11 protein-coding genes are annotated in these 15,267 nt (G+C 54.4%); 2 read left to right on the top strand and 9 right to left on the bottom strand.

Annotated features, from left to right (window positions below):
• Positions 1-5: 5 nt before the first annotated feature.
• From G5B47_RS10835 to G5B47_RS10805, 7 genes are all read right to left on the bottom strand, one after another.
• Positions 6-1,211 (bottom strand): DUF1343 domain-containing protein, encoded by a 1,206-nt coding sequence (locus G5B47_RS10835; protein WP_165097759.1) that lies wholly within the window; start codon positions 1,209-1,211, stop codon positions 6-8.
• The gene (locus G5B47_RS10830) at positions 1,208-1,912 is read right to left on the bottom strand and encodes a hypothetical protein (protein ID WP_165097756.1); all 705 of its coding nucleotides are present in this window, start codon (positions 1,910-1,912) and stop codon (positions 1,208-1,210) included. Before G5B47_RS10830 ends, G5B47_RS10835 begins: the two co-directional genes overlap by 4 nt.
• 47 nt (positions 1,913-1,959) lie before the next feature.
• The gene (locus G5B47_RS10825) at positions 1,960-3,066 is read right to left on the bottom strand and encodes an ABC transporter ATP-binding protein (protein WP_165097753.1); all 1,107 of its coding nucleotides are present in this window, start codon (positions 3,064-3,066) and stop codon (positions 1,960-1,962) included.
• Between the two features lie 128 nt (positions 3,067-3,194).
• A complete protein-coding gene (locus tag G5B47_RS10820) occupies positions 3,195-4,025 on the bottom strand; it encodes a carbohydrate ABC transporter permease (RefSeq protein WP_165097751.1) in 831 nt (276 codons plus the stop codon).
• Positions 4,026-4,046: 21 nt separating this feature from the next.
• On the bottom strand, positions 4,047-4,958 hold the full coding sequence (locus tag G5B47_RS10815; protein WP_165097748.1) for a carbohydrate ABC transporter permease: 912 nt from the start codon (positions 4,956-4,958) through the stop codon (positions 4,047-4,049).
• A 65-nt stretch (positions 4,959-5,023) separates the two neighbouring features.
• Entirely contained in the window at positions 5,024-6,379 is a 1,356-nt protein-coding gene (locus G5B47_RS10810) for an ABC transporter substrate-binding protein (protein WP_165097745.1), read from the bottom strand.
• 83 nt (positions 6,380-6,462) lie between these two features.
• Positions 6,463-7,305, bottom strand: a complete 843-nt coding sequence (locus G5B47_RS10805; protein WP_165098281.1) for a MurR/RpiR family transcriptional regulator — start codon at positions 7,303-7,305, stop codon at positions 6,463-6,465.
• Between the two features lie 235 nt (positions 7,306-7,540).
• Here G5B47_RS10805 and G5B47_RS10800 point away from each other — a divergent pair, with 235 nt between their 5' ends.
• Both G5B47_RS10800 and murQ read left to right on the top strand, forming a co-directional pair.
• Positions 7,541-8,488 (top strand): N-acetylglucosamine kinase, encoded by a 948-nt coding sequence (locus G5B47_RS10800; protein ID WP_165097742.1) that lies wholly within the window; start codon positions 7,541-7,543, stop codon positions 8,486-8,488.
• A gap of 29 nt (positions 8,489-8,517) precedes the next feature.
• Positions 8,518-9,429, top strand: a complete 912-nt coding sequence (gene murQ / locus G5B47_RS10795) for an N-acetylmuramic acid 6-phosphate etherase (RefSeq protein ID WP_165097740.1) — start codon at positions 8,518-8,520, stop codon at positions 9,427-9,429.
• 119 nt (positions 9,430-9,548) lie between these two features.
• On the opposite strand, the gene G5B47_RS10790 is transcribed toward murQ, so the two are convergent.
• Positions 9,549-10,526 (bottom strand): MBL fold metallo-hydrolase, encoded by a 978-nt coding sequence (locus G5B47_RS10790; protein ID WP_165097737.1) that lies wholly within the window; start codon positions 10,524-10,526, stop codon positions 9,549-9,551.
• A 212-nt stretch (positions 10,527-10,738) separates the two neighbouring features.
• Positions 10,739-15,058 carry a bifunctional 2',3'-cyclic-nucleotide 2'-phosphodiesterase/3'-nucleotidase gene (locus G5B47_RS10785; protein ID WP_165097735.1) on the bottom strand — a complete coding sequence of 1,440 codons (4,320 nt, stop codon included), beginning with the start codon at positions 15,056-15,058 and terminating at the stop codon, positions 10,739-10,741.
• Positions 15,059-15,267 lie beyond the last annotated feature (209 nt).

Here is a 15,267-nt window from a genome sequence, read left to right as displayed (position 1 = left end):
GCCTTTTACGAATACAAAAGATAAGGCCGGCGCAACTCCTTCCACTCTTCGCTGTCTTGAAGCCAGTCCGCCACAATCCGTTTCAGGCCTTCCTCCATTCCGATAGAGCTTCGAACCTCGTCCCCGCCGGTCAATAAATCGATAAAATGCCGAGAACCCGCCTTCGGCGGCGCCAGCCATTCAAAATGCTCCGGATACAGCGATTGCGCTTCATGCAGCAGAACCAGTCCCGTCAGGGCGGATTGAAAGCGGTCCGGGTCCGTAACGAACATGCGCACGCCGCCGCACAGCTTCCCTTGATGCTTGGAAAAAGACGGCGTCATATACACCGGATGGGCATAAACGCCCGGCAGTTCATGGCGGTTCACCGCTTCAGCGAAGGCTTCGCCGTCCAGCCAAGGCGCCCCGATCCACTCGAACGGCCGCGTCGTTCCCCGCCCTTCGGACAGATTCGTCCCTTCGAAAAAGCAAGTCCCCCCGTATACCCTGACGGTATCGACGTCAGGCATATTCGGCGACGGAAGCATCCACGGCAGGCTGGTATCACTATATTCCATGCGGCGTTCCCAGCGTTCCATCGGGATGACACCAAGATCGCAGCCAAGCCCTTTCTTATCATTGGCCATAAGAGCCAGTTCGCCGATCGTCATGCCCGTGCGGATCGGCATCGTCCACGCGCCGACCATCGACTCATATCCCCGCTTCAGCAGTCCGCCTTCGCAGACGAGGCCGCCGAGCGGATTGGGCCGGTCCAGCACCAGCAGGCTTTTGCCGTTCGCCGCGCAGGCTTCCATCACATACAGTAGGGTGGACAGGTAGGTGTAGAACCGTATCCCCAAATCCTGAACGTCGAACACCACCGTATCGACCTCGTCCAGCATGTAGCTCTGCGGCCGGGTATGCCTGCCGTACAGACTGTACACCGGAATGCCGAACCGTTCGTCCCGTTCATCCTCAAACCTGACGCCCGCCTGATGCTGGCCGCGTATGCCATGCTCGCAGGCGAACAGCGTCGTCAGCCGGGAAGACGGCAGCTCCGCGCATACGCTCGCGGTAGAGCGGAAATCCGCCGTAATTCCCGTCGGATTGGTGACAAGGCCCAGGCGCCGCCCGTCCAGCAGCGGATGGCCAAGACCGGCGGCAAGCCGGTCGGCACCAGAGCGAACGCAGGGGCGGGGCTCATCCTTTCGGCCTCCGGCGGCTCTATTCATAAACGTTCCCTTCCCGCATAAACGGCGCCTCCAGCCTCTTGCCCTTCCTCCGTTTCCTCCGCTTCGTCCGGGTTAAGGACATTGTGGACGGCTTTATGGGAATAGACCGCCAGCATGCCGCCGAACAGAGCGAAGAAGCCCACAACGGTTACGGCCAGCATCACGCCGACGCAAACCGCCTGAAAGAACGCTCCGATCGTATATGCGGGATGCCGGAAGAACAGCTTCACGCTCTCACCCATCGCTCTAACGATGCCCATCTCCCGTTGAATCACCAATTGCAGCGTATAGAACTGGGAAATGAGCGCCATCGCGACGAAATACGTCTGAAAAATGGCAACCGCCCGGCCCGCCAGGCTGCCCCGCCCGCCGTAATACCACCAGGTAGACCACAAAATCACGCCCAGCAGGGCCATCAGCAGGCCAAGCGCAAAAGCGGGCGCGAAGCCTTTGGAGGCACCGGCCAGCATCCGGCGAACGGAAAGCTTCTGCCCTTCCGTTTTGCGGTGATAGGCGTAGAACGAACCGAATAAGAGCGGCATGTAGATGAGAGGCAGAAGCAGAAGCGTCAGCGTTGCCGGAAGAAACAGAATCGCCGGAACCAGTACGGCCGATCCGGTCAGACCCAGCAGCGTAAGCGGGATGATCTCTCTGTAAATCTCCGATCCGGTGCCGATCAGCACCTCGTTCAGTTTTTTCATTGCGTGCGCCTCCCTTTCAATCAGACAGAATTGACGCCTGCCCTCGATTATCCGGTTATCCGTTCCTGCGTACCCGGATCAAAATAATGGCCTTTTCTCAAATCAAGGATAAATTCTTTGCTCAGCCCGTTATATCCCTTGGTCTCGGGATGCACCTTCGCGGTCACCAACCGGTTGCCGACGTGAAAATACATAAGATTCTCCGAGCCAAGATGCTCGACGACCTGAATACGGGCCTGAAGCCGATGCTCCGTGGAAACACCGGGTGCAAAATCTTCCCCGTAAATATCCTCGGGGCGGATGCCAAGCACAATGTCCTTACCCGAATAAGCTGACAGTCGCGCCGCAACGTCCTCCGGCAGCCCGAACGATCCGCCGTCCACGATAAGGCGGTCCCGCTCGACGTGAGCGTCGATAAAATTCATGGCCGGAGAGCCGATAAAGCCGGCGACGAACATGTTCTTCGGATTCGCGTACAGATCCGCCGGTGAAGCGATCTGCTGAATGACCCCCTGATTCATAACGACGATGCGCTCGCCCAGGGTCATGGCTTCCACCTGGTCATGGGTGACGTACACAATGGTCGCCCCCAACCGCTTGTGCAGCTCGCTAAGCTCCACCCGCATCTGTACCCGGAGCTTCGCGTCCAGATTGGACAGCGGCTCGTCGAACAGAAACACCTGCGGATCGCGCACGATGGCGCGGCCCACGGCCACCCGCTGGCGCTGCCCGCCGGACAGCTCACGCGGCTTGCGCTCCAGCATATGATCCAGCCCGAGTATGGCGGACGCTTCGCTCACTTTTTGATCAATATACGCTTTCGGCTTCTTGAGATTGCGCAGCCCGAAGGACAGATTCTCGCGGATCGTCATGTGCGGATACAGCGCATAATCCTGAAACACCATCGCGATATCGCGGTCCTTCGGATGCAGATCGTTGACGATGCGGTCGCCGATGATAATGTCGCCGCTCGTCTGCTTCTCAAGACCCGCGATCATTCGCAGCGAAGTCGTCTTTCCGCAGCCCGAGGGACCGACGAAGACGACAAACTCCTGATCCTCTATTACAAAATCCGATCCCGCCACCGCGGTGAACGGCTTCTTGTTGCGGTCGATAAACTGCTTGCGCACCTGGCGAAATTCGACGCGTGCCATAGTTCTTCCCCCTTAAATAGCCTCATTTAGCATAGTCTGTGCCGTATAGATGCCAAGACGCCATCCCGGCGTTCATCAGCTCTCTCAGGCATACGGTTGTCTGCCGCCTGCTTGCATTTCTGCCCATCTCAGCCTTTCACAGCCCCGATCGTAATCCCCTGCAGGAAATACCGCTGCAGCGAGAAGAACAGGATCAGCATCGGCAGCGCGCCGACCGTCGCCCCGGCCATAATGGCCCCATAGTCGGTCGATTCCGCGAATACGAAGGAAGCAAGTCCCACCTGAATCGTCCGCATCTCGGTCGAGTTGGTAATCAGGAACGGCCAGAAAAATTCATTCCATGATGCGACAAAGGTAAAGATCGCCAGCACCGCAAGTCCCGGCTTCGCAAGAGGCAGAATGACCTTCCAGAAAATCCCGAATTCCGAGCAGGCGTCGATCCTTGCAGCGTGAATGAGCGAGGTCGGAAGCGACGACATATACTGCTTCATCAGAAAGATGTTGCCTGCGGTAACCGCGGTCGGCAGAATGATCGCCGTGTAGCTGTCGCCTAGGTTAAAGACATTAACCACCAGAACATACAGCGGAATCAGCGTCACCTGCGCCGGTATCATCATCGTGCTGAGCAAAAGCCAGAAGACCGCCTTGCTGCCCGGAAATTTCAATTTGGAGAACGCGTATCCCGCGAGTGAAGCGAAGAATACGTTCGTTATGGTCAAAACGGTGGAGATTAACAGCGAGTTCGCCAGCCACCGCCAGGCAGCCGTTTTGGCAAAAAAGCGCTCGTACGGCGCAATCGATAACGCCTTTGGAAGCATCTCCGGCCGAAAGCTGGCCGACGACGCGGAATCCTGCACCGAACCGACAAGCATCCAGTACAGCGGAATGATGGTGACAATTCCCCAGGCGACCAGACAGACGGCGGCCACGGTCAAAAACAGTTTGGATTTCGATTTCAATTCCCTTTCGCTCCTTTCATCCTAATACTCGACGTCACTCGAGAAGTATTTGAACTGAATGACAGAGACCAGGATAATCAGAAACGCCAGCACGAATGATTGCGCCGATGCCAGTCCGAATTCGTAGAATTTGAACGCCGTCTGGTAGATCAGATAAGCGATAGTCGTCGTCGCAAAGTTGGGGCCGCCCTGTGTCATCATGTAGACCGAAATGAAAACTTGAAAAGAAGTGATGACTCCCGTTACAAGCAGATACAGGGTGGTCGGCTTGAGCAGCGGCCAGGTGATCGCCCGGAACTGGGTCCAGCCGCTGGCATGATCGATGTCCGCCGCCTCGTAGAGCGACTTCGGAATCCCGCCCATTGAGGCCAGATAGAGAATAATGCCCGCGCCGTGCGAGCCAAGCCAGTTCATCAGGATCAGCGAGAACAGCGCGGTCTTCGATTGACCGAGCCAAATGACCGGGTCCAGACCGAACAAACTGAGGAACCGGTTCAGCAGCCCCACATCCGTCGGATCGAAAATGGCGAGCCACACAATGGAAATGGTCACGCCTGAGGCGACAGCCGGCAGATACATGGTGGCCTTGAAGAATGTCTGCCACTTCGTCTTCATCTGATAGATGAAATGAGCGAGCACGAACGTGATGACGATGTTGACCGGTACCGTGCAGACCGTAAACACCACCGTGTTCCATACCGACTTCCAGAACGTATCATCCTTGAACAGACGCTCGTAGTTATCCAGGCCCACCCACGTCGATTGCATAATGTTGTATTGCTGAAAGCTCATGACCAGAGCCGAAATGACCGGATATAGCGTAAAAATGAGAAAGAGCAGCACCGGCGCAAGGATGAACAGATAAGCCCATCCGTATTCCCGCCAGAACCTTCCGGCGGCGCTCCGCCGTTTGGGAGCGATTGTCGTCTGCATGAAGTGTCCTCCTAACGCTTAAGCTGAAAGCAAAGGGGACGTTTGTCGTCCCCTTTGGCCTGAATTTACTGCCCCAGCATTTGGCCCGCTTTGCTCTTGAAGTCCTCCGCGATCGTCTTGGGAGTCTTTTCTCCCGAGTACAGCGCCTGAATATTCGGCGTAACGACCTGCTCCTTGAACTGCTTCATTTTGGCTGCTACGGCGGTATCGAGACTCAGGGTAACGGGGATCTGGATGTTCTCCGCCATTTTTTTGGAAGCCGCAATCGTTTCAGGTGTTCCGAGCTCCTTGCCCGCATACATATCCGCCTGGGATTTGCGGACGAAAGGAAGCACCAATTCGTTGGAGGCATTGCCGGCCTTCGCGTTGCTGAGGTATTCCATCACCATAAATGTATTCTTGGCGTGCTGCTCGCCCTTGTCATTCTTTTGCTTGAAGGCGATGTAGCCTTCGGCGCCCATTGTCGTTTTGGCAGGCGCGCTGTCACCATGTGGTACCGGCAGCAGGACGAAATCGATTTTTTCACCGGTTACTTTGCCTGCGTCGATATCCTTGTTGCGGTTCTTGATCATCACGTCATAGTAAGGAATCGCCTTGGAGATAATGGCCGCCTGTCCGGCATAGAACATGTCCGAGCGCTTCGCAGGGGCAATCGCCGCGGTTTCCTTCGGCATATACCCCTTGTCGATCAGATTTTTGATAAAAGTCAGTGTCTGCGTGATCCGGTCGTCGCCCCACTGGAATTCGCCCTTCTCGTTCAGAACGTCCGGCATGCCGTTGTTTCGGGTCAGCATTTCGATGAAATCCAGGGAAGTCCCGTCGGTTACAAGTCCGTACTGTGTGGAGCCGTCAGGCAGCTTCTTAGTCAGCTTCGCCGCCGTCTCGGTAAACTCCGACCAGGTCCAGCCGTTCTGCTGAATGCTCTTCCAATCCACTCCCGCTTCTTCAAGAATACGCTTGTTGCCGCCCCAGCCCCACTGGAACTGGTACAGCGGAAGCCCATACTGTTTGCCGCCGATTTGGGCAAGCTCAAGCGTTCCCGGCAAATAATCGTTCTTGATTTCATCTGTCATGTAAGGATCAATATCGAGCGCCAGGCCGGTATTTACATAAGTTCCGTCAACGGCGTGAAAGTACAGATCCGGAGGGCTGCCCGCGTTCAGCGCCACGTCGAACTTCTGCGGGCCTTCGGCCCAGGACAGAATTTCGGTCTTGACCGTAATGTTCGGATGCTCGGTTTCAAAGGCCGACACCAGACCTTTCAGTTCGTCTTCATAGGTGCCATGAACCGGATATGTCCAGACCGTGATGGTATCCTTGGCATCCGGAGAATTGGCGGAAGCGGCTTTCTTGTCAGAATTTCCGCAGGCCGTCATGAGAACAAGGACCACAATCATACACAGCATGAGACTCTTTTTCATCAATCTCCATCTCCTTTTTATCAACCTATATAATAGAAACATTTTGTATAGACCAGCCATTTGGACATCTCTCTTGATTGCGGTTAGAGCTGCTTGATGGTCTGACGGCTCTTTTCCAAATAAGTAACCGACTGCTCGTAATTCCGGCTGGCGACCGCCAGATACAGAATATCGATCAGGTTAAGCTGAGTAATCCGGGAAGCCATCGCGCCGCTGCGGATTTCATTTTCCGTGGAAGAGGTGCACAGCGGGATGTCAGCTTGGCGGCTCAGCGTGGAATGGCCGTATTTCGTGATACTGATGACCGTCCCTCCCTGTTCCTTGAACAGCGACGCCGCCCGGATGACCTCCTTCGTCTCTCCCGAGTACGAAATGCATACCGCTGTGTCGCCGGAATCGGCTGTTATCGCGCTTGTCAGCTGGACGTGGGGATCGGCAAAGGAAAAGCTTGTCTTGTTAATCCGCAAAAACTTCTGCTGGGCGTCCATGGCAATCAGGTTCGACGCTCCCACGCCAAAAAAGTAAATCCGCCTCGCCCGGTCCAGCGCCTTAACCGCAAGCTCCACCATGTTCGGGTCCAAAATCGTGAGCGTATCCCGTATCGACTGAATATTGTTGTTCGATACGTTCTGCATAATAGCGGGCACCGTGTCATTGGGGCGAATCTCCTGATACCCTGCGGCGACAGGGTCCCGTGTATGAAGATCGCCGGCGACTTTGATCTTGAGCTCCTGATAGCCTTTGAAGCCGATGCTCTTGCACAGCCGGACGATGGCTGCCTGACTGGAGCCGCTCTTCTGCGCCAGCTCCGCAACCGATAGATGAATGATTTCATCGGGATGCTGAAGAATGTAAGAAGCAATCTTGCTCTCCGAAGGATTGAGCGTCTCCAGCATTTCCCGCAAGCGAATCAGACCCCCGTTCATCAACCCTAAACACCTCCCTTTCGAATGGAATGGCTTGTCATTTTCGATGATCCCTTCTCAGTTCATGTCATATTAAATGACGAATCGAGTTATTATTTCTCCGTGTTTCTGGATTGAGATTATTATATGTGCAGTAAAACAAAATTTCAATATATTTTTTATTCGTGAAATTTTATTTTACATCCGTTGCAAGTTCACCTATAATAATGACAAAAATCAAAGTGGTGATCTGGCAATGAAGGTATACCTCGGTCTTGATGGAGGAGGAACCAAAACCGATGCCGCCGCGGTCGATTCCCAAGGTTCCGTCCTTGCCCGCTTTACCGGCGGCCCTTCCAATCCGCATGCCGGAACCTTCAATGAAACGGCCGCGGAATTGGATAGGGTCGTTCGCGGACTGCTGTCTTCTCTGCCGGAAAAGGATATTCAGTCGGGTGGTATCTGCCTCGGAATGTCAGGTATTGATACATCAAAGGAGCGCTCCCTTATAAGCACGGCAATCAGGAGCACTTTGGCCGAATGGGCCGGCGAGCCGCCCGTCGCGGTCGCTTCCGAAGCCCAGATTTCGCTCATGGCCGCGCTGGGACAGGAATTCGGCGTTCAAATCATTTCCGGCACCGGCTCCATCTGCTACGCCTTCGCCCCGGACGGCTCACACTGGCGCACGGGCGGCTGGGGGCATTATTTGGGCGATGAAGGCAGCGGCTACAGCATCGGCCTGCGCGCGCTCAAATCCGTCATGCGCAGCTATGACGGCGTACAGCCGCCGACCGGAATAACCGGCATCATCCTTGAAGAATACGACTTGTCCCGCATCACGGAGCTGAAGAGCTACATTTATCAGCCGGAGCGGGGAAAAGCGGACATCGCCGCCTTCGCCAAGCCATGCCTAAAGGCCGCTTCCGGCGGGGACGAATGCGCCATTCGGATCGTTACGGAGGAAGCCGCGGCGCTGGCGGATACGGCCGCCGCGCTGCTGGAGCGGCTTCCAGCCGAGCTTCGAAGCCGGGCCGTGCTGACCGGCTCGATCTTCGCGCATTCTCCCTTGTTTGCGCGGACGCTCCGCGGCAAGCTGCTGGACCGGTATCCGTCCCTGGAATTCGTGGACGGAACCCTTGCGCCGCCGCCCTCGGTTGGCGCGGCTCTTCTCGCCCGCAAATGGTTCAGCGGTCCGGATGCATAAGACAACAATGACAGGAGGAAATAACCCTGATGGATTCCATTCTTGATGGCTTGATTACAGAGCAGCCCAACGACAAGACAAACGCCATCGATCAGTTGAATTCAGCTGAAATTATGGTATTGATTAATGAAGAAGACCGGCTCGTCCCCGGAGTGATCACCGGGCTGATCCCGCAAATTGCCGCTGCCGCAGACCGGATTGTCGAAGCCTTCCGCTCCGGCGGACGCTTGTTCTACGTCGGCGCGGGAACGAGCGGGCGTATCGGCATCCTCGACGCGTCCGAATGTCCGCCCACCTACGGGACGGACCCGTCGATGGTTCAAGGGCTGATTGCCGGCGGCTTCCAAGCCGTTAAAGACCCCGTTGAAGGCGCGGAGGACAGCGAGGAGCTAGGCGCGGCCGATCTGGAAGCCGCCGGCGTCAAAGCCGGAGACGTCGTCATCGGCATTGCCGCCAGCGGGCGCACGCCTTATGTGCTCGGCGCAATGAAGCGGGGTGGCGAGCTTGGCGCCGCCGTGTTCGGCATTTGCAACAACCATGGTACGCCGATGGCCCAAACGGGATTTCCGGTCATCGAGGCCGTTGTCGGCCCTGAGGTTGTAATGGGCTCTACCCGGATGAAATCCGGGACGGCGCAGAAGCTGATCCTTAACATGCTGACTACCACCGCCATGATCCGGATTGGAAAGGTGTACCGCAATCTGATGGTGGACTTGAATCCGTCCAACAAGAAGCTGGTCCACCGGGCCAAACGGATTATCGCCCTGGCCACGGAAGCGTCCGCCGCCGAAATCGAAGAAGCCTACCGGGAATCGGAAGGCCAGGTCAAAACCGCCATCGTCATGCTTCTGGCAGGTGTCAGCGCCGCCGAAGCGCGCAGCCGATTGTCCGCCTCGGGCGGCTTCGTACACAGTGCAACGTCCGCGGCGAAACCGCGATAAAGTCCGATTGTATCGGATTTAACCGTTCGAACTCCTTCCTATTTATAATAGTAGAAAGGCAAAACCTCCGGTTCCATTTCAAACATGGAGCCGGAGGTTTTGTCTATTCCATTTTTCTATTAAAGTGGGGTTGAAGCTGCCGATCCGGCGATAGAGTCGTACACTCTTTTTACATTTGGTTTAAAATAGGTAGTAAAATACCAGTCCCCATAAGCTTCCGGCACTGCAAGCTCATCGATGCTCTTCTTGTTCTGGACGGCTTCCGTCACCAATGCCACAATATCCTTGATATAACCTTTCACCTCATGAAGCTCTTTCACCCCGCACACTTCCCCATGCCCCGGAATGATTGTTTCTACACCAAGCCCTTCGACTCGTTCCAAAATATTCAGCCAAGCGTCAGGATTGGCATACATCATTACAGGATGATGCTTCGAGAGCACCAGATCTCCCGTGATTGCGATTTTTTCTTCAGGGAGGTACACGAAGGCATCGCTTTGTGTGTGACCGCCGCCATAGGTGATGAGCTGTACGGTCCGGTCACTGCCGTGAATCGTCATTTGCCCGTCAAAAGATATCGTCGGCAGAGTATATTCGAGCTTGGGGAGTATGTTCATGTACTCACGGTCGCTGGCATTCTCCCATTGCATTTCCTTTTTAAGCTTTTCATCCGTCTCTTGCTGTATTTTATCGTCGAGTTCATCCATAGCCTTATAAATCGGTTCCGGATTTGCCAATTGCCGGGCCAGCCGTTCTGTTCCAAACGTCGCCATAATTTCGCGGGTCACCGATGTGGATATGATTTGCGCCTCGGGGGCAAAAACTTGATTTCCGCTCGTATGATCACTGTGCCAATGGGTGTTGATTACAAAAGTAACCGGTTTTCCCGTAAGCTCTATCGCGGCTGCCTGCAAATCCTCTGCGGCTTCTATGGTTAAGAAGGTATCCACCACAAGCGTGGAATCGCCAAGATCAATAATTGCCGCGTTTCCTAAAGAGCCGGTACCGGGGACCGAGATTGCCGCAAATACCCCGTTAGCGACGTGATTAAGCCGAAAATGCTTGGAGCCTGAAAAAGTTTCCGTTTGATTTGTCATATGCCGCCTCTCTCTCCTGCTGAAATTACTGATTTATAGTATCACAGTTGTTTTCTGCTAACCAGCTTATTGCGCACTTCACCCCACTCATTCAACGAATCGAAAAGGTCGCTTCAATCCCTGCTCAGAAACCAACTCAGCCGATAAAAAAAGGTGCTCCGCAGCCATCCGGAGATGGCGTGCGAAACACCTTGGGGGAAGCTAAAAGATCATTAGGATGCTTTCTTCTCCAGCATACGGTAGATGATAACCGCCGCCTGAGCGCGGTTAGCGATACCCTTAGGCGCGAATTTCCCGGCATCCACACCGTTTACAATTCCAAGCTCGGTCAGCTGCGCGACAGCTTCCTGCGCATAAGGCGCAATCTTGGACTTGTCGGCAAACTTCTGCAGTGCCGCATTCTTGTCAATAGGCTGCAGTTGTCCTTTCAGGGCATTCACGATCATAATCGCCATTTCTTCACGGGTAATTTCACGTCCCGGTTCGAATTTGCCGTTTCCGGAACCTTTCACAATTCCCGCCTGAACGGCCGCAGCGATGGAACCCGAATACCAGACGCCCTGCTTCACATCATTGAATTTGCCGCTCGCGCCGGAAGCGTTCAGATTCAGAGCGCGCACCAGCATGGTGACGAATTCTGCGCGGGTAACATGTTTGGCCGGTGCAAAATTGCTGCCGTCCACGCCATTGATGATGCCTTTGGCAGCCAGATAAGCGATGGCTTCCTTCGCCCATGCGACTTTCTCCACATCCTTGAATACCGGTGCCGACGCGGTTGGTGCCGGTGTTGCGCTCGGAGCCGGCGTAGCCGATGGCGTCGGGCTTGGCGATGCGGACGGGCTCGGCGCCGGTGTAGATGGAGTTCCCGGATTTTGAGACTCCGACGGGCTCTTAATGTTGGTGATGCGTCCTTCAATTTTGGATGTGATCATGCCGCCCTTGAAGGTCTTCACAATGTAATCATAGAACACGTCGAGGTCGATTGGACCAGGGACAGAAGCGCTGGCTTGGGTCAGAACCTTGTAGTTGTCTCCGCCCGCTGCCATAAAGTTATTCACAACGGCCGTATACGTCTGATCCGGTATAATTGGCGTGCCGTCCGTCTTGGTAAGGCTGGCGATCCGATCGGCTATCGGCAGATACATATTGGCCGTGTATTTCAGGCCGGCAATTTGCAGCGTTTTGGTGTCTGCCGTTCCGTCTGCTTTCACACCCCATTGCTGCTGCAGCAGAGTCTTGATTTGCGCACCGGTAAGCGTCAGCTTCACGAGCGTGTTGCCGAACGGCTGGATTTTGGCCAGATCGCCGAACGAGACATTTCCTTTCGGCAGATCCGCCCGGATGCCGCCCGGATTCATGAAGGCAAAGTCGGCTTTCTTGCCGTCGCCGAAATCGGCATTCAGCATAGCGTCGGCAATCAGGTTGCCGAGAGCCGATTCGTTGTTGTACGCGTCGGTGCGGGTAATTGTGCCATCGGTCGTGCCTACCGGCTTGGTCAGCTCCGGATGCAGATCCAAGTATTTGTTGACAAGAGCAACGGTTGCCGGATCAGGGGTTACACCATCCTGGAAGGTGGTATTAACAACTGCCGACTTCGTCTTGACATCCCCTGTCGTATGATCGATCAGCAGCTTGATGTCCTCAAAGGCCGTGCCGTAAGAATAAGCCTGTACGATCAGCTTGCCGTTAACGAGGCCGTTCGCCAGCGCGTGATTGTCACCGGCAACGATAACGTCAACCGGCGAGTTTGCCGGGAGCGCATTAGCCAGATCCGCGGCTTCGCCTGTTGTCACATCGCTTCTCGTGGTAGCCGGGTCATGCGCCAGCACAACGATCGTTTGGACACCTTTGCTTTGAAGCTCGGCCGCGTACTTCTCGATCGCCTGAACTTCTTCTTCAGCACTCAGGAAACGCACGCCCGCCGTTCCGGCAGGAGAAACTTTGCTTGGCGTGGCTTTGGTTACAACACCGATAAAGCCGATTTTTACTCCGCCGATTTCTTTGATGACGTAAGGATTGATGATTGGCGTATTGTAGGTGCTGTCGATTACGTTGGCATTGACATAATCGAAATCTGCGCCGGCATGAACAACCTTGTCGTTCTTCGGATCAACGCCGCCATAGATTTGCTTCTTCAGTGCCTCCACGCCTTGGTCAAATTCATGGTTGCCCAGGGTGCCGACATCGAATTTCATCAGATTCATCCATTCAAGGGTCGGTTTGTCGCGTTCAAGCGAAGATACCGGAGCCGATGCACCGACGGAGTCCCCGTTATGAAAGAGCAGGGAATTCTTATATTGCGCCCGGGTTTGATTCAGGTAAGTCGCAAGAATCGCCGCCGTACCTACATTCTTGCCGCCGACCACGGATGTGGTGTCAAGCTGGCCGTGGAAGTCGTTGATGCCGATCAAGTGAACTTCAACGTCCTGGGTAGGAGCAGGAACTGCTTCTTTTAGGTTCAGGCTGTAGACCTCAAATCCTTTGGCATCAGATGCCCCTGTATCCTTGATGTTGCCAGGAAGAACATTTTTGGCGTCAGGCGAGGAAGTGAAGGTCACATTGACATTGCCCTTGATCGGCGCCAGGGACCAGTTGTTGTCAGCGGTCGGGTCAATCGTGCCCGCCTCTTTGATATAATCCATCAGGACCTGACGGTTCTCGGTTTGGGAATCGATGATCATTTCGGCGCCTTTGACGCCCGGGAAATTGCCCCCACCGCTCGCGCGGTAGTTATTCGTAACGACGATGAAATCCATATTCGGATCAAGCGGCGCATTGTTATACGTTACTTCAGTTACACGACTTGAAGACGCATCGTTGATTGTGCCGTCCGTATTGTATTTTGCGTTCTTGGTTACGTCGATTTTGTATTTGATGCCGTCAATTACGTCGAAGTTAAATACGGCAAATTTCGGATTCAGCAGGGGTTGAGGCGTGGAAATCGCCGGTTTGATGCGGTTAAACGCGCCTGCGCTCATTTCCAGCCATTCCTTGACGACCGAGCCTTTGACCTTGATCGCTTTCAGCGTGTTGTCGTACAGATACAGATCGCTCGCGCTGCGGATCGTCAGCGGACCGGCGTCAATACTTGTATATTCGCCAGGGCCGTTGCGTCCAGCCTTGAAAGGAGCGCCCACGCTGAGAATCGGCAAGCCTTTATATGGTGCCAGAGAAGGGTCGGTGGCAATTTCTCTTTCCACATACTGTTTTTGCGCATAGGTTACAATTTGAACAGTTGGATCGTCCTGTACCAGGGCAAAATAGCTGTTCATCGGGGCCGTTGTCGTGCCGAGCGGTGTGCCGGTGTAATCGATCGTAGCCTGATGATCTCCCCCTACGGTAGCCAAAATGGCGGGATCCTCTTGAACGTCCTTGGCAGACCGGGTCGAAGCTTTGGAAGCGGTCTTGTCTACCACCCATTTGCCGTTCTCTTGGGCGATCGAGAGATCGATAATGCCAAGGTAGCCGCCGCCGTAACCGGCCTGTACCGCCGGAATGCCGTGGATATGGCCGTTCACATTGTCAATATAGCTATAAGGCAGTTGGGTGGCCGGATCTTTGAAGGAAGTATCCAGCGCTTTATTATCGCCGCCCGTCGGGAATACTTTATGGGTATGAGAGAAGGTAATCGCGTCAATGCCCGGAACCTGACTCAGCTCGCTGATGGCATTTTCGGCGTTTGCTCCCGTTGCGGCAGCGTCGAAACCGGTATGCGCCATGGCTACAATAACGTCGGCCCCGGCGGCTTTGATTTCAGGAACAAACTTTTCTGCGGTTTCAACGATGCCTTTGGTCACGACCTTGCCTTCCAGATTGGCCTTGTCCCACTCCGTAATCTGAGGGGTGACCAGACCGAGAAGACCGACTTTAATCGTTTGGTCTTGCCCGTTGCTATCCTTTACCGTCTTGGTGATCAATTCATAAGGTTTATAATAGTTCGTTACGCCGTCCGGCTTATATATATTCGCATTGATATAAGGAAAATCAGCTTTGGTGTGTTCAGCGTCTGTGGAGCTGCCATTAACCACCCGATCCAGGAAATCCAGACCATAGTTGAACTCATGATTGCCGAAGGTCGCCGCATCGTACCCCAGGATATTCATGGCGGCAATCATCGGATGGGGCTTGGAATCGTAGACCGCCTGAGTCACAGGCTCAATCTTCGCCTCATATGTACCGAGCGGTGTACCCTGAATCAGGTCCCCGTTGTCGAGAAGCAGGTTGTTCTCTCCCTGGCCTTTCGCTTCCATCTCACCTCTCGCCGCCTTGATCAAGGTAGCCGTACGTGCGAGCCCGACCGTACCAGATGGGGCATTCTTGAAATAATCCCAGCCGTATACATTCGTATGCACATCTGTCGTGCTCATTAACCGCAGGTCAATTTTAGGCAGCAAAGAGCCCCCGGAAGCGGCAGCCTCTGCCTTATCGGCCCCCCACAGCGAGCCCGAGAAAATTCCACCCAGCACCTGTGCAGAGAGCACGGCAGTTGCCAGCACGGAAGCTAGAGGCCTGTTCCATCGTTTCTTCCCCATAATCTATTAGTCCTCCTATCAAATATTCTACTTCCGGCGATATTGTATCATACAAAATTAACCAATACCAGATGAGAAATATAAACCTCACGTTTATTTTATGTAAAATTTCTCACACAAAAGGGTAAAAACCCTCCGTTTTCGAGTAAATTTAATAAAAAATTCATAATTATTCATCCGTTTTGTAAACTCCAGCCTATAAATCTATC

The organism is Paenibacillus apii (assembly GCF_011043685.1).
Taxonomy (GTDB): Bacteria; Bacillota; Bacilli; order Paenibacillales; family Paenibacillaceae; genus Paenibacillus_AQ; species Paenibacillus_AQ sabinae.
The sequence above is the reverse complement of the archived record's forward strand: the minus strand, read 5'-3'. Positions and strand labels throughout refer to the sequence as shown.

Excerpts from the sequence above, each read along its gene's own strand:
- G5B47_RS10805 (WP_165098281.1), bottom strand. The coding sequence starts at position 7,305 with ATGAACGGGGGTCTGATTCGCTTGCGGGAAATGCTGGAGACGCTCAAT.
- G5B47_RS10830 (WP_165097756.1), bottom strand. The coding sequence starts at position 1,912 with ATGAAAAAACTGAACGAGGTGCTGATCGGCACCGGATCGGAGATTTAC.
- G5B47_RS10825 (WP_165097753.1), bottom strand. The coding sequence starts at position 3,066 with ATGGCACGCGTCGAATTTCGCCAGGTGCGCAAGCAGTTTATCGACCGC.
- murQ (WP_165097740.1), top strand. The coding sequence starts at position 8,518 with ATGGATTCCATTCTTGATGGCTTGATTACAGAGCAGCCCAACGACAAG.
- G5B47_RS10785 (WP_165097735.1), bottom strand. The coding sequence starts at position 15,058 with ATGGGGAAGAAACGATGGAACAGGCCTCTAGCTTCCGTGCTGGCAACT.
- G5B47_RS10835 (WP_165097759.1), bottom strand. The coding sequence starts at position 1,211 with ATGAATAGAGCCGCCGGAGGCCGAAAGGATGAGCCCCGCCCCTGCGTT.
- G5B47_RS10815 (WP_165097748.1), bottom strand. The coding sequence starts at position 4,958 with ATGCAGACGACAATCGCTCCCAAACGGCGGAGCGCCGCCGGAAGGTTC.
- G5B47_RS10800 (WP_165097742.1), top strand. The coding sequence starts at position 7,541 with ATGAAGGTATACCTCGGTCTTGATGGAGGAGGAACCAAAACCGATGCC.
- G5B47_RS10810 (WP_165097745.1), bottom strand. The coding sequence starts at position 6,379 with ATGAAAAAGAGTCTCATGCTGTGTATGATTGTGGTCCTTGTTCTCATG.
- G5B47_RS10790 (WP_165097737.1), bottom strand. The coding sequence starts at position 10,526 with ATGACAAATCAAACGGAAACTTTTTCAGGCTCCAAGCATTTTCGGCTT.